Raw genomic sequence first — 21,410 nt, 5'->3', positions numbered from 1 at the left:
TAGAAAAAGTCCCACCGTTTCTCCGGTTGGGACTTATTTTTTTACTATCATTTTTTTGAGATTATTGACTTCCTGATCAGTTAGAAATCTTCATTTTCCAACTCTCAAACCTTTATCGGTTAAAGTAGCAAATTTTTGACGATGTAGTGAAGTAACTTTATTATTAACTTCTAAAAACAAGTTTTTAACGTGATGGTAACGTCCTTCTTTTAAAACTACTGAATAATCATTGTTTTGAATATGAGTTACATTTTGAAGTGAACGTTTTCCTTCAATGAAAACATCTTTTGAATTAAGAAAATTAAGTTCTGAATCAGATAAAGGTTTTTGTAAGGTAGCAATATATTCACGCTCAACTTCATTGCTCGGATGCAATAAATTATTAGTTAACTCACCATCATTAGTTAACAAAATGATTCCGGACGTATCAAAATCCAGTCTTCCTACTGGGTAAATATATTCTTTAAGATTGACAATGTCTTTAACTGTTTTTCGGTTTTGCGGATCGCTAACGGAAGTAATAACGTATTTAGGTTTATTCAGTAAAACATAAACTCTTTTTTTATCAATTACTAGCTTTTTATTTTTGTAGAAAACTGCATCATATTTTGTTACTCTGTCACCTAATTTTGCCACATTGCCATTGATTTTAAACATTCCTCTTTGAATTTCTTCTTCGGCTTTTCTTCTTGACATCAACCCTGATGCTGAAATAAATTTCTGTAACTTTTCACTTTGATTATTTTGCATAGCTCCTCTTTAGATAATAATTATAGTTAAAAACTAATTTTTTTAGACTTTTCAAGTATAATTAATTTATTAATTAGTTGCCGTCATAGCTCAGGGGCAGAGCACTTCCATGGTAAGGAAGGGGTCGCTGGTTCAAATCCAGTTGACGGCACCATTTCAAGAAATTGTCCGAGGTAGCCAGAGCTACTTTTTTTGTGCTTTTTTGGCTAAAAAACAAACAAAAAACCGGCTTTTAGCCGATTCTAAATCTATCAATAATGGCAGGGGTAGCAAGACTCGAACTCACAACACACAGGGTTGAAGCCTGTTGTTCTACCATTGAACTATACCCCTAAATAAGCATGCTAAGATATTATACATTATTTAGCTTGCTTTTTATTAATTAAATCAATGATGTCCGATACTTTTTTGATTGATAAAAGCTCTTCATCACTTATAGAAATGTTTAATTTTTCTTCCAATTCAGTGACCGCTTGCACTAAATCTAGTGAATCTATACCTAAACTTTTAATTTCAGAATCACGTGAAATAGGTTTGCGGGTCATGGTTTTTAGTTCTTCAATAACAGTGTTTTCAATGTTTTTCATGTCTTTAATTATACTTCATATCCGACTGTAAATAAATACTTTCTGTTGACCTCTTGATTTTTATATTTCCATACAAAATCAAGGTGGAGTTGTTGCCTAGTAGGTTGGAAATATCCGGCTTCAACATCACCATAATTGACTGATAATTTTTTAATCACATCTTGAATAATATAAGCAATCATGTCATCAGTAATAACTGGCATACCTTTTTCAATGCGAATTAAATCATAATAATCAGAAATGGAAATATCGGGAAAAATATTTTCAGCTTGCAAGGCATTTTTGTCAATTGTTTCTTTTTTAATAACCTTAGGCTTGTTATCGGTTTCAGGACTCTTATTATCCTTAGATTCTATTTTAGGTTCATCATTATTCACTTTATCGTCAATCGGTTTTTTAGGTTTATCTTGAGTGGTTTTGAGACTAAAAGGTCAAAAATAATATAACAATGTTGCTCCAGCAGAGGCTAAAAGTAAGGAAATAAAGATAAAGATGTATTTTTTCTTAATTGAGAGCTTTCGCATTGGCATTATTTCTACTTATGTCTATTAAATTGTCTAAAGTTAGTTCATTTTGATAGATTTGGTAAAAATCAGCATTCTTTATTTTTAGCCAGTACATGTGGTTAGCAGTTGCAACATCTTTTTCAATCTTTAATTTCACCAATCCAGAACGGATATTGAGTAAAGGACGTTTGATTTCTTGTTGGTAGCCGACAACGAAAATTGACTTTTCGTCGAAAATAGAAAATGCCATCGTGTGCGACAAAATACCACTGAAATCTAAAGGTATCATATAACCAAAATCACTATTTAGATTGAACCCTGACACTGTTTTGCGTTTCTGGTAATCATAGTAAAATGGACTCAAGATTTCAATTTGACCAATCACAAATTCACCAGTTGGCAGTTGTTGTGAATTTTGAATATTTAGGCTAATATTAACGTCTTTAAAAACCTCTCCATTAACTATGAATTGTTTTACTTTGAAGTTTTTTAGTTCACCAAAATAAACTGGTCGAATTGTTCTGTTACCATTCTTTATTGCTCCACTGATGTCATAAATATCTTTGTTATTAATGTTTTGGAGTAATTTTTTGGCCTTAAAATACAAATCAACATATTCAAAATCAATCATACGGCTATCATTTTCTTCTTGATAAGAACCGGGATTGATATCAAAATCTAGCATCTTTGGAAAACTAACATTATATTTTCCTGTTGTATCAGGAGCACTATTTGCTTGACTGAGATGATTGATTTCAATATGATTTGCTCACATTAGCTTGCGTTGTGAACCATTTTGCTGATAAATATCAACATTTATATGCCTTATGTCTTGGAATTTGTAGTTTTTAATCTTGGTTTTTTTATCTAATTCTTTGCCTGAATAGAAGCTAAATTTGTTTTCGACACTTCATGAATCAAAAACTGGAAGAATATCGTTGTTAATTTGAACAACTATAAAAATTTGCCTACCGCTTGTGTTTTGGTACTCAAAATCAAAGTGTAATATATCGCTTGGTAATTCACGGTTAAGACGAATTTTTAGTTTGTTATGATCAGATAAATCTTGGCTCAATTTTTCGCTTTTAATCTTAATTAAAAAATGTTTGGCAATCAAACTATCTAAAAATTCGCGTTGCTGATAATTTTGATTATAGGTTACTGTGTCCAAAATACCTTCAAGATGAATTTATAACCGATTTGATACGACGATAATATGTACTCTTTGAAAAATAGTCAAGGAATCAAAATTGATCTTCATTCACTTCTCAGAACTCATTGAAAAATATTAGCCTATCAATTTCAGATAGTGTTTGGCTGAAATAATCTATTATGGCTACATACGTTTTATATCTCGTTTTCAAACTAGCTTTGTTTTTTGCACTTTCTATAAAATTACGACGATTTTTTACTATTTCATCATGGTACTTAAGTTTCAGAAAGGCACAATATTCACGAATTTGTTTGCGATGTTCTGATAGTGATAATTCACTTGAGTGTGAATTTGATTCTATTCCCCTTTTCAAATTTAATTTTAATGACTGAGTCTTTTACAACGAATATCAACTCTATTTTTATTTTATTTCACTTATTACCTTCAAATTATTAATATTTTGCGTTTTGGGAAAAAATGAGCAAAAAAGTAAGAAAAAAAAAACACCTTGCGGTGTTAATATTTTTGATCAGCTTGATATGGTGGCTCCGGCAGGAATCGAACCAGCGACACACGGAGCTTCAGTCCGTTGCTCTACCAACTGAGCTACAGAGCCATAATGGCGGTCCAGACGGGAATCGAACCCGCGATCTTCTCCGTGACAGGGAGACGTATTAACCACTTTACCACTGGACCGTATTTGGTTGCGGAGGCAGGACTTGAACCTGCGACCTTTGGGTTATGAGCCCAACGAGCTGCCGACTGCTCCACTCCGCTATATGAGGAATTTACATTGGGCTTTGACCTTCTGTAAATATATGGCGGGCAATGAGGGATTTGAACCCCCGCGGGCCGTGAAGCCCCTGGCAGTTTTCAAGACTGCTCCCTTCAGCCTCTTGGGTAATTGCCCATTGGTGGACCCAGCAGGACTCGAACCTGCGACCGACCGGTTATGAGCCGGTTGCTCTAACCAATTGAGCTATGGGTCCAAATCCTATTGAGTATATCCGTTTGGTGGCTCCGAAGAGAGTCGAACTCTTGACCTTCCGGGTATGAACCGGACGCTCTAACCAACTGAGCTACAGAGCCATAATGGTGGAGAGGAAGGGAGTCGAACCCTCTACCTCCTGCGTGCAAGGCAGGCGCTCTAGCCAGGTGAGCTACCCCCCCATAACAAATGGTGAAGAAGACAGGATTCGAACCTGCGACCGCTTGAGCCCAAGTCAAGTGCTCTACCAAGCTGAGCTACTTCTCCACAACATTGCTAATTACTTCATTTAATAATTGCTATATTATTATACACAATTTTAAATTTTTTGTAATTTATTTTTATGAATTTTTTGACCTAATCTTCATTATTTCAGGTAAATTCATAACCTTCAATCCGAACAGTATCACCTTCATTGATACCCATTCGCATTAATTCTTCTCAAACCCCTAAATTTTTAAGTTTGCTATTAAATCTTAACAAATTATCGTGTGAATTTAACGGAATTCTTTGATAAATTTCAACAACCTTGTCACCTGTTACTTCAAAGTGGTCAATGTTAATTCTTCTTACTTTGAAATTATCTTCCGGTAATGTTATTGTGACTTCTTTTTGTTTAGTTTCTGCAAAAATTAAATCTTCTGCTTCTTTAATTGCATTTCATAGACTGTTTTTTATCTCATCCAATGATTTTTTCTCATCTAAAAAGGTATGTTTGATAATCTTTAAATCTGAATATTTTTGTTTAAATTGTTGATATTTAGCATCAAAATCCTCTAAGTCGCTTTTGTTTGCAATCACTATTTGAGTTCTTTTTTCAAGTTGAAGATTGTACTTGCTTAACTCATTATTAATTTCTTCATAGTCCTTGATTGGATCTTTAGTAGCACTACCAAAATCAATAACATGGCAAAGTACTCGGCATCTTTCAATGTGTTTTAAAAACTGATGTCCCAATCCTTTTCCTTCACTTGCACCTTTAATTAGTCCAGGTAAATCGGTGATTACAAAGCTATTTTCATGATATTTAACTAATCCCAATTGCGGTACTAAGGTAGTAAAATCGTAGTCGGCAATTTTTGGACGAGCATTAGAAAGGGAAGAAAGTAATGTACTTTTTCCTGCACTAGGTTTTCCAATTAATCCGACATCAGCTAAAACTTTAAGACTTAAATATAATTCAATGTTTTTAGTTTCTTCACCGTTTTCCGATAGCCGTGGAGCAGTGTTAGAAGAAGTTTTGAACTTAACATTCCCTCTTCCGCCTCTTCCACCTTTAGCAATTAAATAAGGTTTTTGTTCAACAATATCAGCAATTAATTCTTTTTTGTGAAAAACTAATGTTCCTAATGGTACTTTTACATAAGTATCTTTTCCATTTCGTCCGTAAGCGTTTTTGCGTTTACCATTTTCACCATCTTCAGCAGTGATTTTGTTTTGGTAGTGAAAATTTAGAAGGGTATTAACTCCGGCATCACCAACAAAATAAATGTCTCCACCCTTACCGCCATCACCACCATCAGGACCTCCACGATCAACATGGGCTTCACGACGAAAGCTGATTAGTCCATTTCCACCTTTTCCGGCTTTTACAATAATTTTTGCATCATCTATAAATTTCATAATAAAAATAATACCATAAATTCAATTTTAACCCTTTAAGGCAAAAGAAAAAATCACCGAAGTGATTTCTCTTACTTGTAATCTTCTGGACGGCTTAAAACTTTGTGTGAATCTGCAGTTACTAAAATTGTATCTTCAATTCTAGCCCCACCTAAACCTTCAATGTAAATTCCTGGTTCAACAGTGATGATCATTCCTTCTTCAAGAACAAAATCACTCAAAGCACTTACATTTGGTAATTCGTGCACATTAATTCCAACTCCGTGTCCTGTTGAGTGAGTGAAATATTCACCATATCCTTTTTGTTCAATGTAGTCACGGCAAATTTTGTCAATATCTTTGGTTTTCATTCCTGGTTTAACGGCTTCACGACCCAATCTTTGTGCTTCAACAACAACATCTAAAACTTCTTTTAATTTTTCATCGCTAGCATTTCCAAAGAAGAATGTTCTTGTAATATCGCTTGCATAACCTGCATATTGAGCTCCAAAGTCGATTTTAACAATGTCACCACTTTTTAGAGTAGCTTCAGTTGGGTGATGGTGTGGTTCAGCAGCATTTTTACCAAAAGCAACGATTGATTCAAAGCTTTCTTTTTCAGCTCCAAATAAACGCATTAAGTAGTCTAATTTGTTAGCGATTTCTCTTTCAGAAACTCCAACTTTTAGGTATTTTTTAACTTCGTATAAAGCTTCTAAAGAAATTCTACATGCTTCTTCAATGATTGAAACTTCACGACTATCTTTTTTAATCCGGTATTGTTGTCCAACAACTTCATGGAAATTAGCTGTTGGCATCATTGCTTTAAAACGATTGAACATATCTAATTTTAGATAGTCTTTTTCAACTCCAACGTTTTGGTAATTTTTTTGGCTTAAAAATTCTTTTAATGAATTTGCTTGTAATAATCTAACTTCGACATTACGAGCTTTTGATTGACAATATTCAATGTAACGTCCATCAACAAATAGGTAAGCATTATTTCTTTCAATAACTAAAACACCATCTGTTGTTTGTACTTCTGCCATTCATAGTCTTGTTTCAGGCGCTTCTGAAATAATGGCATCTAATTTTAGGTTATCAAAGGTTTTTAATAATTCGTTTTTTAGCATTTTGCGTCCTTTTTTTACTTACTAATTATTTTTTTTCTTTGTGAGTTGTGTGTGAGTTACATTTGTGGCAGTGTTTTTTAACTTCCATTTTTTCTGGATGTAACTTTTTGTTCTTTTTGGTAATGTAATTTTCCATTTTACATTCTTCACATCTTAAAGTGATTCCATCTCTTGGCATTTTTACTCCTTTACTAAAATATCGATATTTGGTAATTGAAATATTTAATATTATAACCTAATAAGGTATTTTGATAGTGCTATTTTTTATTCAGAAGCATACTAATTTCTTCATCATAAATTGGTTTATTGTCAACTCACGGTGTTTCAAGAATAATTGGAATGTTGTCAAAATCTGGGTCAAAAACAAATTTTTGCAGTGTTTGTAGTCCAATGTATCCTTTGTCGATGTTAGCATGGCGATCTTTGTGGGAATTTAAATCATTTAGACTGTCATTTAGATGGATTACTTTGATATGTTGTAACAAATCTCAGTCTTTTAATTGTTTTTTGAAATCATCATAATTTTTAATATCATAACCAGCATCTCAAATGTGGCAAGTATCTAAACACATTTGGATCCTTGACTCATTCAATGTTTTGATAACATATTTCATTTCTTCAAAATTAATAAAGACTTCAGTTCCTTTACCTGACATTGTTTCTAAACATATAACAACATCTTTAGTTAGTGACAAGATTTTCTTTAATGACTCAATTAAGCATTCCAAAGATTCTTGACGAGTAAATGTTGTTGACGCTCCTGGGTGTAAAACTAAGTATTTAGCACCAATATAATTCATCCGATTAATCTCTTGAACTAGAAAATTAATTCCAAATAAAGCTTTTTCGGGATTTGAAATATTGACAATGTAAGGCGCGTGAACTACGATGTCTTCAGCTTTAATTTGTGATGAATATTTTTCTTGGTATTTTTTTAGATTGTATAGCTGTACATCGACTCTTTTTGTAGTTTGTGGCGCACCTAAATAAATCATCATGGTGTTTGCTTTATTAGCAATTGATTCTTCACAAGCAGAAACTAAATAATCTGGCGATTTAAAGGAAATATGGCTACCTAATTTAATCATTACTTGTCTCCTTTTGTGTGTTAGATTCAGTGTTATGTGAGTCTTTTTCAGTGTTATTTGATTCTTTTGTGTAATATTGTTGCATATTTGACAAGAATGCTCCTGCTACAATTCCAGAAGGAATAGCAATGATTGCAACTCCTAGTAAAGCAACAACAATCACTATTGCTCGAGACTCAAAAGCGTGAGGCGCAAAATCTCCGTACCCAATTGTTGTTAAAGTGATAGTCATAAAATAGAATGCATCATAAAATGTTTGAATTACTCCATTTCCTAAGGCTTGGAAATCATCATTTTGACTAATTTTTTCATACCAAAGTGGCATATAGGTCAAGATATCATTTTTAGTTTTTAAGCTGTTTATGAATGTGTCAATGTTACTGTTGAATCAAGTGGAAACAATTGATTGCAACGTTTCTGGACTGGAGTTATTTCTTACTACTGTTAAAGGTGCTTCAGTATATAGTTTACGAATTTCAGGAAGCAAGAATTCGTATTGCTTTTGACTCAAATAAGCAGATTCATTATTTCAGACAACTAGTGAAAATATCAAAATTAAAATGATTATCATCACAAAAGCAACAATCAAAATTCTCTTTTGTTTTTGAAAAACATTCAAAATAATTCCAAAGGGTGAAAATAAAGAAAGAATAAAAAACAATCTCACAAATCTTGCGACATTCAGTGAACGGAAGAAATTAAAACCTTTTATTGATTCAGTATCGGCTCCAAAATATTGCACAACGTGTACTGAACCTAGAATGCAAATCAATAAAATTATTCCTAAAAATGTTATAGCAAAACCATATTTAGCTTTTCATAAATTAGCACCTATCATCGACTTGCGGTAACGATAAGTGATAAAGTGTAAAACAAAGTCAATAATAAAAACAAAAAAAGTAAATATTTGCGAAAACTTGACAATTTCTAAATATGTATTGCGAAAACTTGGTGACGGATTAATCAATGATAAGGCCGATACCAAACAAGAAAAGCTAATTAAAAGTGCGTAAATGAAGCGTAATATCCTAATTCTCGTCTTGTACTCACTCAAGTGAGTAGCGATTTTAGCTTCACTTCACACAATAATTCTTAAACATTCAGTCAAAAATGTGATTCTAGGCTGATTAGTTTTGTGCATTTTAGTGTTAATATTGGTTGCTAAATTCATACAAAAATAATACTACAAATGAATGCTTTTTTGTTCTTAAAGAAAAAACTTGCTAAATGTTTTTTAGCAAGTCTTGCGGTCAAGAAACTAACACTTGACCTTCATTATTTATAACTTTTTGCACAAATGGTAACATTGAATTAATAAATTGTGCTTCGAGACTATGACTAACATTAATTAGTCTTACACCTTCATTCTTGTAAGCTACTAAATCGCTTCATTTAGCATCTGAAGAAACAATAACTTGAGCTTTCTTAGCTGCTTTAATTAGTTCAAAATAAGGACTAGAACCCGGGAAGATTGCGAGTGTCTTGATTTGTTGATTTTCAGTGTCAAAATTGGCTTGAATATGTGTTATTTTCAGTCTTTTTATTTTCTGAATCAATTCTTTTGTGTCAATATTTGCTTTAACAAACAACACAAATTCACCGAATTCTTCTTGTGTTTTTTTGATAAATTGTTTTTCTTCAAAACCAAGTCCTAAAGCGATTGATTTAGCAGTCAATTGTCTTGTTTTATCAAAAGCCGTATGAAATGAATAAGTGCAAATTTTGTGTTGTTTTAGTAATTCATACTGTTTTTGTTTTGCTTGAGAAAAAGCAAATTCTTTTTCTTTTGTATAAAAAATGAATGGGTGATGACTAATAATTAAATTAACGTTATTTTTGATTGCTATATCGATGGCATTTTGGTCAATGTCTAAAGTGATTAAAACATTAGTTAATTTCTTTCTTCCTCGTGGTGAGATTGAAAAACCAACAGGATCTCAAGGTTCTGCTTCAGCAATTTTCAATTCTTTAGCTAGATTTAAAACAAAATCTTTAACTAACATCTTATTCGCTTTCAGATTGGTAAAACTCTTTTAATTTTTTACGTTTTTGTGGGTGTTTTAGTTTACGAAGAATTTTAGTTTCAAGCTGGCGAACTCTTTCTTTTGAAATATTTTTCTCACGTGCTAACTCTTCAAGTGTATGAACGTGATATGGGATACCATTTTCGTCTGTTCCCACACCATAACGTTTTTGAATTAAGACTCTTTCATCATCATCTAAATGCTTTCTTAACATGTCATCAATGATTCCTGAAAGTTCTTCTTTTGCTGAAAAATCAACTGGATTAATAACATTTTCATCTTTAACAAAGTCACTGAAATTTGAGTTTTCTTCTTTACCAATTGATTTATCTAATGAAATTGGATCAATATTGATTTTACGAATGTAACGAACTTTGTCAGCATCCATATCGCCACCATAACGACTAGCAATTTCATCATCTGTTGGCGCATTTCCGGTTTCTTGTTGCAATTCTCTTTCAATTTTGATAATTTTGTTGATTGTTTCAACCATGTGGACTGGCACACGAATAGTTCTTGCTTGATCTGCTACTGCTCGAGTGATTGCTTGACGAATTCATCAAGTCGCATATGTTGAAAACTTGAATCCTTTAGTGTAGTCGTATTTATCAACAGCTTTTAAAATTCCGGCATTTCCTTCACTAATTAAATCGATAAATGATAATCCCCTATTTTTGTATTTTTTGGCATTGTTGATTACTAAACGAAGATTACGATTAACCAGTGTATCACGCGCTTTTTTGAATTTACGTCTGTTACCACTTTCCTTTGCTTTAGCCATTGTTTCGGCTAATTCTCTTTCTTCACTTGGAGTTAGTAATTTACCGTATTTTCCAATTCAACGCATGTATCATTTAACAATATCGTTAGTTTCACTTAGATTATTAGATAATGTGTCCTCATCACTCTCACTTTCATCATAATAATCGTCATAGTCTTTTAAAAGATCTTCAACATTTTCTTCATCATCATCCAGATAAGAAATATCGTGTGAATCAACATCAGCATACTTCTCTGTGTCATCTTCTTCTTGATCTTCGTCGCTGTCTTCATCTTCATCACGAGTAGTTGAATCATCGTGATATTCGTCTAGATTTAATTCATCACTATCATCAAAGTCTTCATCATCTAGATCGTCACCATCTTCAAAATCTAAACCGTCTTCATCTAAATCGTCACTCATTATTTCTTCATCATCATCAAGTGATTTTTTGCTTTGTTTTTTATTTTTATTTTTTTTGTCACTTTTAATATCATTTAGCAAATCATTTTCAGTTACTTCTGCTAAATCTTCTTCACTTAGCTCATCTTCTAATAAACCTTCGTCTGCTAGTAAGTCAAATAACTCAACTGTAACATCTTCATCTAAAAAGACTTTCTTTTTATCAAAAAACTCAAATATTTCTGCTTGACTAAGGGCGGTTTTTTTCTTATTTTTAGTTTGTAATTTTTCTAAGTGAGTCTTAAGACCTTTTACTAAATTATTTAAACTTTGTTTTTCATCTTTATTTGTTGACATAACGTAATCCTTTCGATTTTGAACGCTGTTTGGTGTCATTTACAACCCGTTGAAATGTAGTAACAAATTCATCATCACCTGCAAAACCGTGATAATCTTGATAAATTTTTTTACATTTATCAATTTCAATTAGCATTTCTTGCTTAGTTTCTAGGTTTCAGTAAGAATAATTTTCAATAGCTGAATAAATTTGTTCAAAAGTTAATTCTTTTTTTACTTCTATTAATTCGATTGCAAAGCTTAAAATTTGATTTTTAACTGCCTTTGAAAAAGGAGGATTAATGATTAAAAGTAAATTTTGTTCTTCAGAAAAAAGTTTTACTAATCACTTCAGTTTATCAGGATATTTAAGGCAATGATATAAAACTTTTGCTTCCGTGATTTCTCGATTTGAGTAAAAACGATTTAGTTTTTTTGTCTCACGTTGCAGCGGAATTGAGTTTGCTTTTGTTCTCGTATATTGTCTAAAAGAATTATTATTTTCATATCGATTGTATTGGTTTTCGCGGTTGATTTGTTCAATTAAATCATCACTAATAACTGGTGGAGTGTTTGGTTGGTATGTATTATCATCTTGTGTCACCAAATTAGTTTGATGACTGAGTGCTTCTTGTTCTGCTAAGTCAATAACTTTAGTTAATTCCTGAAATTGATTTTTGGCTTTTTGGCTAATATATTCACGATCAATTTCAGATAGAAATGGATAAAAATCTTGGTATTTACTGATTGCTTCTTGCTTTTGTTCCAATGAAGAAGTGGCATCAATTTGGCCAAAACTTACAGCGTAAATGTAATCTAAATAAGAAATTTCTTTTTCAATTACTGATACAAGATTTTTACCGCCTGGCAAAGAAAAATAAAGCTCATCAGGATCTTTTTTAGTGATATTCTCGATTATGCCAACGTTAAGTTTGAATTTCTCTTTGTTTTGTAAAATAATTTTCAAATTCTTAATGGTTGCATTTTGTCCTGCTTTGTCACCATCAAAAAACAAAACAATGTGGCAATTTCTTAGCATTTGCAAGTGCTTTGAACTTAAAGCAGTACCCATTACTGCTAAGGCATTAATTATTTTGACACGGTACAAAGCAATGACATCGAATTGTCCTTCAACTAGATAAACTTTTTTATCACGAATCAAGTTATTTTTAACATTTTGTCAGTTAAAAAACAAACTGTTTTTGTGAAAAATGCTATTTTCTGATGTATTTAAATACTTAACATCATCATGTGCATCAATAGTTCTCCCGCTGAAACCAACACATTGCAATTGATCGTTAAAAATAGGAAAAATGATTCGATTATTGAAAAAATTTTGCTTTACGTTGCGGGATGAAATTAAACTTGCTTCAACAATTTTTTGCTCATCATAACCTCGATTTATTAATTCATCATAAATAGAAATATCACTGGGAGCAAAACCCACTTTGAAATGGTTAATAATTTCTAAATTTGCAAAAGTTAAATCTTCTAGATGGCGGTTTTTGATTGCTTGTACCAAAGAAATGTTATTTTTCTTTTTTTCTTTTAGGTAATTACGCTGAAAAAAGTTCAATGCATCATTATTTATCGCTAGTAATTCAGCATCTGTTAAATTTTCTACATATTCGTATTTTTGGAATTGTGATACATCGACACTAACTTTTTTAGCTAATTTTGTTAGTGCTTCAAAAGGTTTAATGTTTTCAATGTATTCAATAAATTTAATGACGTTTCCGGATTTAGAACATCCGAAACATTTGAAAAATTGTTTTTTCTCACTAACTACAAATGATGGTGTTTTTTCACCATGGAAGGGACAAAGACCAGTGTAATTAGTTCCTTTTTTTGTTAATGCTACATACTCACCAATGACATCGACAATATTTGTTTTATCGACTACATCTTTTCAAATACTTTGATTATTTGCTTGCATATTGATTCAAGTAATCTAAAATCTTGTCAATATCAATACGATCTTGTTGCATTGTGTCACGGTTTCTGATAGTTACTTTATTATCGTTTAAAGAATCATAATCAAAAGTAATTGCAAAATAGGTTCCGATTGCATCTTGACGACGATATCTTTTTCCTATTGAACCACTTTCTTCTCACGATACTCTAATTTTATTTTTTCTCAACATTTGATAAATTTTGTCAGCTTCATTATTTAATTTCTTAACTAATGGCATAACACAAACTTGATATGGAGAAAGATCGTATGAAGTTTTTAAAATAACTCTGTCTTCATCGTTATCAACTTTTTCTACTTCATATGCTTCAACTAAAATTGCTAATAGTAAACGATCTAAACCAATTGAAGGTTCAATAACATATGGTATTGACTTTTGTCCGTTTTCATCTACATAGTACAAATTTTCTTTTGATAAATTAATGTGTTGAGTTAAATCGTAGTTACCACGATTAGCGATTCCCATCAATTCACCTCAACCGAATGGAAACATAAATTCAATATCACTTGTTCCTTTTGAATAGTGGCTTAATTCTTCTGCTTCATGTGGACGAATGCGAATAGAATTTTTGTTAATACCCATTTTTAGTACGAAATTAAAACATTTTTGAATGTAATATTCGTAAAAGTTCATACTTTGATCTTCTGAGCAGAAAAATTCAAGTTCCATTTGTTCGAATTCTCTTGTTCTGAAGATGAAGTCACGCGGTGTGATTTCGTTACGAAAACTTTTACCAATTTGTCCAATTCCAAAAGGTAGTTTAGGACGCATTGTTCTTAGAACATTTTTAAAGTTAACAAAAATTCCTTGTGCTGTTTCAGGACGTAGATAAATATCACTTGCACTGCCTTCTACTACTCCGGCCTGGGTTTTAAACATTAAATTGAATGAACGAATATTATTTCATTCACACTTAGTGTTGTCATAAACGGAAACCTTTTCTTTAATAAATGTTTCCATTTCTTCTCTCGACATCTTTTCAACATCAACTTCAGGAAACAAATCTTTAATGATGTGATCTGCACGATAACGTTTTTGATTTACTTTGTTTTCAATTAAAAAATCGCTAAAGTTATCCAAGTGCCCACTTGCTTTTCAAACTAGTGGATTCATTAAAATTTTTGAGTCAATTTGAAAATTATTTGATTCTTCATTAATGAAAAAATCAATTCACTTGTTCTTGATTACATTCATCATTGCTGTCGCTAATGGTCCGTAATCTCATGTGTTAACAAGTCCACCATAGATTTCCGAGTTTTGGTAAACAAACCCATTGATTTTTAAGTGATTAATTATTTCAGCAATATTTTTCTTATTATTCTCCATCACAACCCCAATTAAAAAATCTAATAAAATAAATTATTTTATTATTATACCAATTTTATCTTTGGATACTAAAAAATGGCAAAAACTACAATTTCGCCAAGTCAATTATTTGTTTGAAATGATTATAAAATTCCTTGTTTTTTAAGCCGAACGCTTTCATTAAATTAATTATAAGTGCAAGTATTGTCATCGGTCCTACACCGCCTGGAACAGGAGTGATATTTTTAACAAAACCATTCAATGAATTAAAGTCACAATCACCAGTTATTTTGTTGTTTTCGTCCCGATGAATACCAACGTCAATGATTGTTGCCTCATTGTTAGTTTGACTCACATCAATTAAATGTTTTACACCAGTGGCGACGATTAAAATTTTGTGTCTATTTCAGTTTTTTTTGAGTGTTTCTTTGGTATAAACACTGATATTTGAATTATGTTTTCTAAGTGCCAAATATAATGGATAACCAACCAAATTTGACTGACCAATTATGCCCAGTTCTTGAGTGTAAAAATCAATATTATAATATTTCATCAGCAACACAACTCCAAGTGCAGTGGCAGGTAAAAAAACATCGTTATTTTTTTCCAAATAGCTAAGAGTTTTTGAGTTTAAGCCATCAATATCTTTTTCAATGTCGACAGCATCTAAAACATTCTGCTTATTTATATGTTTAGGCAACGGTAATTGAACAATAAGGCCATCACAATTTACTTGAATTTTTCTAATTTCTGCAATTAGTTCATTTTCCTGAATGGAATCTGGATAATTAAATAACTTTGCCTTAAATCCTAACTGATTGGCAAAGTTAATCTTATTATTAACATAAATAGTTGATTCAAATAAGTTTCCTACTTGAATTATGGCCATTGAAGGCATTTTACCCATATACTGCTTCGCTAAGTCAAGAATATCTTGTTTAATCTTGTCACGAATAATTCGACCATCTAGTATTGTGGACATTATAATTTTCTGAATGATCCTTCTTTAGATTGAAGCATAATAGTTTCGCAGTTTTTTAATGATTTTGCATAGTCTATTGCTTCTTTTTGAGTCTTAGTGTGTTTCAGAATTCTTCCACCACGAACCTTGATACCTCAACCTTTGTTACCTAAAGAATCAGTATGGTTGACAACATAGTAAACTGTTGACACTTCTTTTTTTACTACTTCAGCCATTTTTTCACTCCTTTACTGAGTTTTATATTGATATTAATATTTCACGTGTAAGTTATCAAAAAAATTATACTAAAAAGCAAGAACCGAAGTTCTTACTTTAGCCATTCTTGTTTACTTACTAAATTTTAAATTAAATTGAATTGCTGAACCTAATGTTAAGATACACAATCTTAAAATATTCAACTTACATTAAAAAGTGCTCTTAATGTAATTTCTCCACTTTATAAAATGTCATTTTTAACATATAGAAAAACTAAAGATGTAAAAGCGCTAATATTGTCCTTTGTTGAAGCGTTATTGTGGCAAAAGATGGATTTGAAATTTTTTGTAATTGGTTTTTAACAACACAAATATTAATACCAAAAACGCTATCAATGCTAACAGTGATATAGCATAAAAGTGCGACCAAAACTATTGTTTTTGGTTTTTGGTAAAAATTTCATTGTTTAATAACACACATTCTCATTATCCACTCAAGCAAAAGGAACTAAAAATCTTTTGCTTTTTACTTAACATTTAAAGTTTTTTGTTTTTGTTAGAAGGAATAGTTCCTATTCTTCTATATACAATAATGCAATATTTTCAATAAATTTATTGTCTTTAGGACTATTTGCTATCACTCTGGGAACAGCAATATATTTCACAATAAGTAACAAAAATGTTATAAGTAGATTCTAATCATATTTTTGAATTAAATATTGGTCAAAAGAAAAAATAACATATTAAAGTCGCAGAAATGCGACTTTTTTCTTAAAAAATAAACTTAAAAGTTTCAATGCGATTATCAAAAAAAGCGGGAATCGCCCCGCTTTTATTCATTATTTGTTTTTCAGTTTATCTAACTCTTGTTCGTATGATGCTTTTTTAGCTTCAAACATTGCTAATTTTTCTTGTTCTTGAACGATTTTTTCAGGTTTTGCTCTTTGCATAAAGTTTGGATTATTTAACATTTTTGAGGCATGGTCAATATCAACTTGATTTTGTTCAATCATTTTTTCTAGACGTTGAATTTCAGCTTGTTTTGTTTCTTCATCCATTACTACAAATATTTTGAAATCACTTGCTTGAATTAATGTGTCTTCATTTGCTTGATATTCAAAATTGGCTAGTTTGGAAATTATGTTTAAATCTTCTTCTTGCAATATTTTTAAGTCAATTGCAAAATATAATGTTTTAGCTTTCGAGATATTTTTTTGTTCACGGTATTTACGTAACTCAGTGATTATTTCAATCATTTTTTCCGCTTTTGTTGTGTCTTTTACCGCATCAAAAACTGGAACTTTAGCTTCGTATAAGTCTTCATTATACATTTGTTCGAATAAATAATCAGTTGTGAAAGGTAAGAATGGTTGCATCAAAATCAAGATTTTTTTAAAGATTTTGTGGATAACAGTTGATTTGTTTTTAAATTTTGCAAACTCTAAGTATCAACCACTAAATTCATTTACTATAAACTTTTGAATTTCTTTGTAAACAACAGTGAATTCATATTTATCCATGTTGATGTTGATTTGTTCTTCAAATTTATTTAATCTATCAACAATATAGGCATCATAGGCATCTAATTTTGAGTTTGTCGACTTATTGATTTCAAAATTGTTAACCAAACGAGCAATATTCCAGAACTTGTTAACAAATAGTTTCGCTGTGTCAAGTTTTGAGTTACCAAAATTTATATCCTGACCTGGAGTTGAATTAAATAATAAAGCAATTCTTAAAACATCTGAACCATGTTGTTCAATTACTTCAATTGGATTTATACCATTTCCTAATGATTTGGACATTTTGCGTCCTTGTTCATCTCTTAAAAGACCGTGAATTAAAACATGTTCAAAAGGTATGTTATTCATAAATTCTAGTGACATAAAATACATTCTAGCTACTCAGAAGAAGATAATATCATAAGCAGTTACTAAAACTTGAGTAGGGAAATAACGTTGTACTTTTTCAGTCTTTTGTGGTCATCCTAGAAAAACGAAAGGTGCTAATCCCGAACTAAATCATGTGTCTAAAACATCTTCGTCTTGCACTCAACCTTCTCCTGGCTTAGTCAAGCTGACTTTAATTTCTTGACCTTTATATCATGCCGGGATTCTGTGTCCTCATCATAATTGACGAGAAATAGTTCAGTCATAAACATTTTCCATTCATTGTTTAATTACATCTTTAAATCTTTCAGGATAGAATTTTACTCCATCTTCTTTTTCAATGTTTTCTAAGATATTTTGTGACATTTTGTTCATTTTTAAGAATCATTGTGGTTGCACTAAAATTTCAATTGGTGCTTTTGAACGTTCGCTTAAACCAACATTAGAAATTGTTTTTTCAACTTTGATTAAATAACCTTCGTCGGCAAGTTTTTGTGCAATTTTGTCCCTTGCTTCAAAACGATCTAGGCCAGCAAATTCACCTGCCAGTTCAGTCATTTTTCCTTGTTTATTGATACACTCATTGATTTCAAGACCATTCTTATTAATGATATCAATATCGTTTGTAGCATGGGCACTAACTTTCATTACTCCTGAACCAAAACTAGGATCAATATAGTCATCAGAAATTATTGGAATTAGTTTTTTAGTTAAAGGATGCAAGATGTTTTTACCTAAGAATTTCTGATAACGAACATCAGTTGGGTTAAATGCTACAGCAACATCACTTGGCAATGTCTCAATTCTTGTTGTTGCAACTTCTAAATATTCATTAGAATCTTGCAACGGGTATTTAATGTAATACATTTTTTGTTCAATTGGTTCACTTAAAACTTCAACATTAGAAAGTGCTGTCATTTGAACTGGATCTCAACTTATTGCTCTTGTACCACGATAAATTATTCCTTTGTTGTATAAGTCAATGAAAACTTTAAGAACTGCTTCGTTAGCTTCTTTGTCAAGTGTAAAACGCTCTGAAGAATAGTCTAAAGCTAAACCTAATTTTGCTCATTGTTCGTGAATGATATTTGAATATTTATCTTTTCATTCTCAAACAACTTTCAGAAATTCTTCTCTACCCATTTCGTGCTTATTTTTGCCTTGTTCTTGTAACATGGCTTCAACTTTTGCTTGTGTTGAAATACCAGCATGATCAGTACCTGGTAAAAATAATGTATCGTATCCTTGTAATTTTTTGTAACGAATGATTGTGTCTTGAATATATGTATCAAGAGCATGTCCAATGTGAAGTTGTCCTGTTACATTAGGAGGTGGCAAAATGATTGTAAATGGTCTTTTAGCTTCATCGTGTTTTTGAAATGTTTTTTTATCAAGTCATTTTTGGTAACGATTTTTTTCAACGATTTTGTGATCAAAATTCTTATCCATTTCTTTCCTTTCATATTTACTATTTGCTAAATCGATTATTAATGTATCTTTTAATATGCTATTATCGACAATGTTTTTGGTTTTCGATTTTTTTGTGACTTTAATTTCACTATTTTGACTAGTTCAAGCTACAAATTCGTTAATCGAGCAATAAACTGAATGATTTTCGTCAATTTTGAATAATTGAACTTGCTTGTTAGGTTCATTTTGAAAAATTACTTTTTGGTTGTTAATTAATTGTTTGGTGATGGCGTGAACTGGATTTTGTGTGAGTGAAGAAGTTTTACCAGATTCCACAACCATATTGTCATGCATTATGAATAAATGGGTTGAAAAATTAGCTGCGATATTCATATCATTGAGAAAATAGATTGCCATGGCTGATTTTTCAAACACATATTTATTTATTTCTTTTAAAATTCAATCTTTTGTTTCAGTACTAAACTTATTTATTTCACTACCGATGATGATAACTTTAGGATTTTTATTAAAAATGTTTGCAACCCTAATTTTTGCAATTGTCGTTTCATCTAAATTCGCCACACTGCGCTCTAAAATGTGTGCTTTTAAATCATAGACTGACAAAACATTGTATAGATACTGTTTGAATAAAAATAATAAAACTGAAGATGAACTAACTTCTGATTTATAAGTAATAACATTTAATAACTTGTTTAAATCAAGATGATATTGTTTTAATTTATCATCTAAATAATTTAAATATTTGGCTTTCGGTTTGATATCCAAAAGTCAAGGTAAACTTGGTTGCAAACGATTGATTTTCAAAATTTCACTATTGAAGTTTTTAATTAAATTATTAAATTGATTAGCTTGCTTACGAACATTATTTTTAACTAAAAACAACTGATTTTCAATCTGTTTTTCTTTGAATGAAATTTCTTTGAGAGTAGTTTCACGATTTCAGCGGTTATTTAAGTTTAGTTCATTTAATAAAAAGTCGTAACGTCTTAGTTTTAAGCGATCTTTAGTTGAAAAATTCACTTTCTCGTTACTACTAATCAAACCACTAATATTGAAAAGATTGCTTAAACGACTGAAAAAATTAGCATAATAATCTTTTTGTTGTGATTTGTAATCGCTCTTGAAATATTTAAAGCTTAAACTTACGACATCTTCAACTTGTTTTTTGATGTTTTTAATTAAGTCTTTTCTTTGTGAATTGTTTCGATAGAAAAGAACCAAAGCACCTGCTGCATTTAATTTAGCATTAATTTCTAGTAACAACAATTCTAAATTTTGCGGACTCAAACGAGTAATTAAACGATAGTGAAATAGCAAAATTTTTAGCATCAGTTTATTAGCATAATATTTTTTATAAAAATAAATAAATGCTTCTAGATTTTTAGTTGTTTCCAAATACTTATTTTTATAAAATTTAACTTTTATTTTTAAATCACTAATAAATTTTAAAACAACATGTTTTGCTTGTTTGTTATTTGTTTTCTTCGTTTTTACTAACTTGAGTAGTTGATCGACATTAGTTTTGTAATTATCCGAATCATCATTACTTGTATGCTCGCTGATGAAATCATTTCTTTCTTGCCGTAAATTATTTATTTCTTGGTAATTGAGAAATAATTTTCCTTCACGATAACGTTCTTGATAACTAACATAAGTTTCAATAATATTTTTTTCAGTCTTAGTAATTAAATTTAAGTGCTGAATTAGAAAATCATTTGCAAGATTAAAAAATTCAGTCAAATATTCAGTATTGTTTTGTTTCAATTGCGCAGTCGAAGTATTAAGTGTAGAAAAGAAGCTATTAAATAACTCTTCTAAATCATTATAGTATTCAACTTCTATTTGTTTTCTGTTAATAGATAAAGCTGTTTGGTACTCAACAAGAACGTTTTTTCAGTCTTTTAGAAAATCTTCGGAATTAAATTTGTGAGTGTCGCTGTCAATAAAATATTGATAAAGGTAATCAATTAGTTTAGTTTTTGTGTCAGTATTATTTCAAGCGTCTCGGAAGCCCCAACCTAAAAAATGACGATAATTTTTTCATTGTTGTTTCAGTGATGTTTTACTGAATATGAAATTATCATTAAACACTAAAAAACCTAAATTGTTATTTTTACTTTTGCGTGATGCAATTAACATATCGAAAATTGCATTTTGTGTATTTTTGTTAGTGTTAATGATAGAAAGAATTTGATTAGGATAAAGAGAAAAATTGATGTCGTTAACATCAATTGATTGTTTATTTTGCGAAATTTGACCTAATCTTATTGCTTGTAAGAAAGTTTTCTTTTTTGAATAACTTTCCAT

General features: G+C 30.8%; 16 protein-coding genes and 10 tRNA genes. 1 reads left to right on the top strand and 25 read right to left on the bottom strand.

The features are described 5' to 3' along the window. Positions 1–33: 33 nt before the first annotated feature. A complete protein-coding gene (locus tag ACSH40_RS01240; RefSeq protein WP_438341742.1) occupies positions 34–750 on the bottom strand; it encodes a pseudouridine synthase in 717 nt (238 codons plus the stop codon). A 79-nt stretch (positions 751–829) separates the two neighbouring features. On the opposite strand from ACSH40_RS01240, the gene ACSH40_RS01235 reads away from it, so the two are divergent. After that, a tRNA-Thr gene (locus ACSH40_RS01235) sits at positions 830–904 on the top strand. Between the two features lie 104 nt (positions 905–1,008). Here the strand turns inward: ACSH40_RS01235 and ACSH40_RS01230 are convergent. From ACSH40_RS01230 to ACSH40_RS01115, 24 genes are all read right to left on the bottom strand, one after another. After that, positions 1,009–1,083 (bottom strand) — tRNA-Trp (locus ACSH40_RS01230). Between the two features lie 26 nt (positions 1,084–1,109). Continuing rightward, positions 1,110–1,337 (bottom strand): phosphopantetheine-binding protein, encoded by a 228-nt coding sequence (locus ACSH40_RS01225; protein WP_438341741.1) that lies wholly within the window; start codon positions 1,335–1,337, stop codon positions 1,110–1,112. Between the two features lie 8 nt (positions 1,338–1,345). Next, entirely contained in the window at positions 1,346–1,867 is a 522-nt protein-coding gene (locus ACSH40_RS01220) for an MHO_1590 family protein (RefSeq protein WP_438341740.1), read from the bottom strand. Next, positions 1,842–3,014: an MHO_1580 family protein gene (locus tag ACSH40_RS01215; RefSeq protein ID WP_438341739.1), complete on the bottom strand. Its 1,173-nt coding sequence runs from the start codon at positions 3,012–3,014 to the stop codon at positions 1,842–1,844. The genes ACSH40_RS01220 and ACSH40_RS01215 overlap by 26 nt, the downstream gene beginning before the upstream one ends. A 522-nt stretch (positions 3,015–3,536) precedes the next feature. Then, positions 3,537–3,612, bottom strand: a tRNA-Phe gene (locus ACSH40_RS01210). Between the two features lie 4 nt (positions 3,613–3,616). Continuing rightward, positions 3,617–3,692, bottom strand: a tRNA-Asp gene (locus ACSH40_RS01205). Positions 3,693–3,697: 5 nt separating this feature from the next. Next, positions 3,698–3,773, bottom strand: a tRNA-Met gene (locus ACSH40_RS01200). A gap of 42 nt (positions 3,774–3,815) precedes the next feature. After that, a tRNA-Ser gene (locus ACSH40_RS01195) sits at positions 3,816–3,906 on the bottom strand. Positions 3,907–3,908: 2 nt separating this feature from the next. Then, positions 3,909–3,985 (bottom strand) — tRNA-Ile (locus ACSH40_RS01190). Positions 3,986–4,008: 23 nt separating this feature from the next. Continuing rightward, positions 4,009–4,085, bottom strand: a tRNA-Met gene (locus ACSH40_RS01185). Between the two features lie 4 nt (positions 4,086–4,089). Next, positions 4,090–4,166, bottom strand: a tRNA-Ala gene (locus ACSH40_RS01180). An 8-nt stretch (positions 4,167–4,174) separates the two neighbouring features. After that, a tRNA-Pro gene (locus tag ACSH40_RS01175) sits at positions 4,175–4,251 on the bottom strand. 90 nt (positions 4,252–4,341) lie between these two features. Further along, positions 4,342–5,607, bottom strand: a complete 1,266-nt coding sequence (obgE, locus tag ACSH40_RS01170) for a GTPase ObgE (protein ID WP_438341738.1) — start codon at positions 5,605–5,607, stop codon at positions 4,342–4,344. 71 nt (positions 5,608–5,678) lie between these two features. Then, the gene (locus tag ACSH40_RS01165; RefSeq protein WP_438341737.1) at positions 5,679–6,719 is read right to left on the bottom strand and encodes a M24 family metallopeptidase; all 1,041 of its coding nucleotides are present in this window, start codon (positions 6,717–6,719) and stop codon (positions 5,679–5,681) included. Between the two features lie 25 nt (positions 6,720–6,744). Then, positions 6,745–6,897 carry a 50S ribosomal protein L33 gene (rpmG, locus tag ACSH40_RS01160; RefSeq protein ID WP_438341736.1) on the bottom strand — a complete coding sequence of 51 codons (153 nt, stop codon included), beginning with the start codon at positions 6,895–6,897 and terminating at the stop codon, positions 6,745–6,747. Positions 6,898–6,976: 79 nt separating this feature from the next. Beyond that, positions 6,977–7,807 (bottom strand): deoxyribonuclease IV, encoded by an 831-nt coding sequence (locus ACSH40_RS01155; protein ID WP_438341735.1) that lies wholly within the window; start codon positions 7,805–7,807, stop codon positions 6,977–6,979. Further along, positions 7,800–8,978, bottom strand: a complete 1,179-nt coding sequence (locus ACSH40_RS01150) for a potassium channel family protein (protein ID WP_438341734.1) — start codon at positions 8,976–8,978, stop codon at positions 7,800–7,802. The genes ACSH40_RS01155 and ACSH40_RS01150 overlap by 8 nt, the downstream gene beginning before the upstream one ends. 52 nt (positions 8,979–9,030) lie before the next feature. After that, the gene (locus ACSH40_RS01145; protein ID WP_438341733.1) at positions 9,031–9,810 is read right to left on the bottom strand and encodes a Nif3-like dinuclear metal center hexameric protein; all 780 of its coding nucleotides are present in this window, start codon (positions 9,808–9,810) and stop codon (positions 9,031–9,033) included. 1 nt (position 9,811) lies between these two features. Further along, a complete protein-coding gene (locus ACSH40_RS01140) occupies positions 9,812–11,350 on the bottom strand; it encodes an RNA polymerase sigma factor (RefSeq protein ID WP_438341732.1) in 1,539 nt (512 codons plus the stop codon). Further along, on the bottom strand, positions 11,337–13,265 hold the full coding sequence (dnaG, locus tag ACSH40_RS01135; RefSeq protein WP_438341731.1) for a DNA primase: 1,929 nt from the start codon (positions 13,263–13,265) through the stop codon (positions 11,337–11,339). The genes ACSH40_RS01140 and dnaG overlap by 14 nt, the downstream gene beginning before the upstream one ends. Beyond that, positions 13,252–14,628, bottom strand: a complete 1,377-nt coding sequence (locus tag ACSH40_RS01130; RefSeq protein WP_438341730.1) for a glycine--tRNA ligase — start codon at positions 14,626–14,628, stop codon at positions 13,252–13,254. Before ACSH40_RS01130 ends, dnaG begins: the two co-directional genes overlap by 14 nt. 85 nt (positions 14,629–14,713) lie before the next feature. Continuing rightward, the gene (locus ACSH40_RS01125; RefSeq protein ID WP_438341729.1) at positions 14,714–15,589 is read right to left on the bottom strand and encodes a tetrahydrofolate dehydrogenase/cyclohydrolase catalytic domain-containing protein; all 876 of its coding nucleotides are present in this window, start codon (positions 15,587–15,589) and stop codon (positions 14,714–14,716) included. Continuing rightward, positions 15,589–15,804, bottom strand: a complete 216-nt coding sequence (locus tag ACSH40_RS01120) for a DUF2188 domain-containing protein (RefSeq protein WP_438341728.1) — start codon at positions 15,802–15,804, stop codon at positions 15,589–15,591. Before ACSH40_RS01120 ends, ACSH40_RS01125 begins: the two co-directional genes overlap by 1 nt. 818 nt (positions 15,805–16,622) lie before the next feature. Further along, positions 16,623–21,410 (bottom strand): valine--tRNA ligase, encoded by a 4,788-nt coding sequence (locus ACSH40_RS01115; protein ID WP_438341727.1) that lies wholly within the window; start codon positions 21,408–21,410, stop codon positions 16,623–16,625.

Origin of the sequence: Mycoplasma sp. 3341 (genome assembly GCF_051549855.1) — a bacterium.
Classification (GTDB): domain Bacteria; phylum Bacillota_I; class Bacilli_A; order Mycoplasmatales; family Metamycoplasmataceae; genus Metamycoplasma.
Note: the sequence above shows the minus strand (reverse complement) of the source record. Positions and strands in the feature narration are given on the sequence as shown.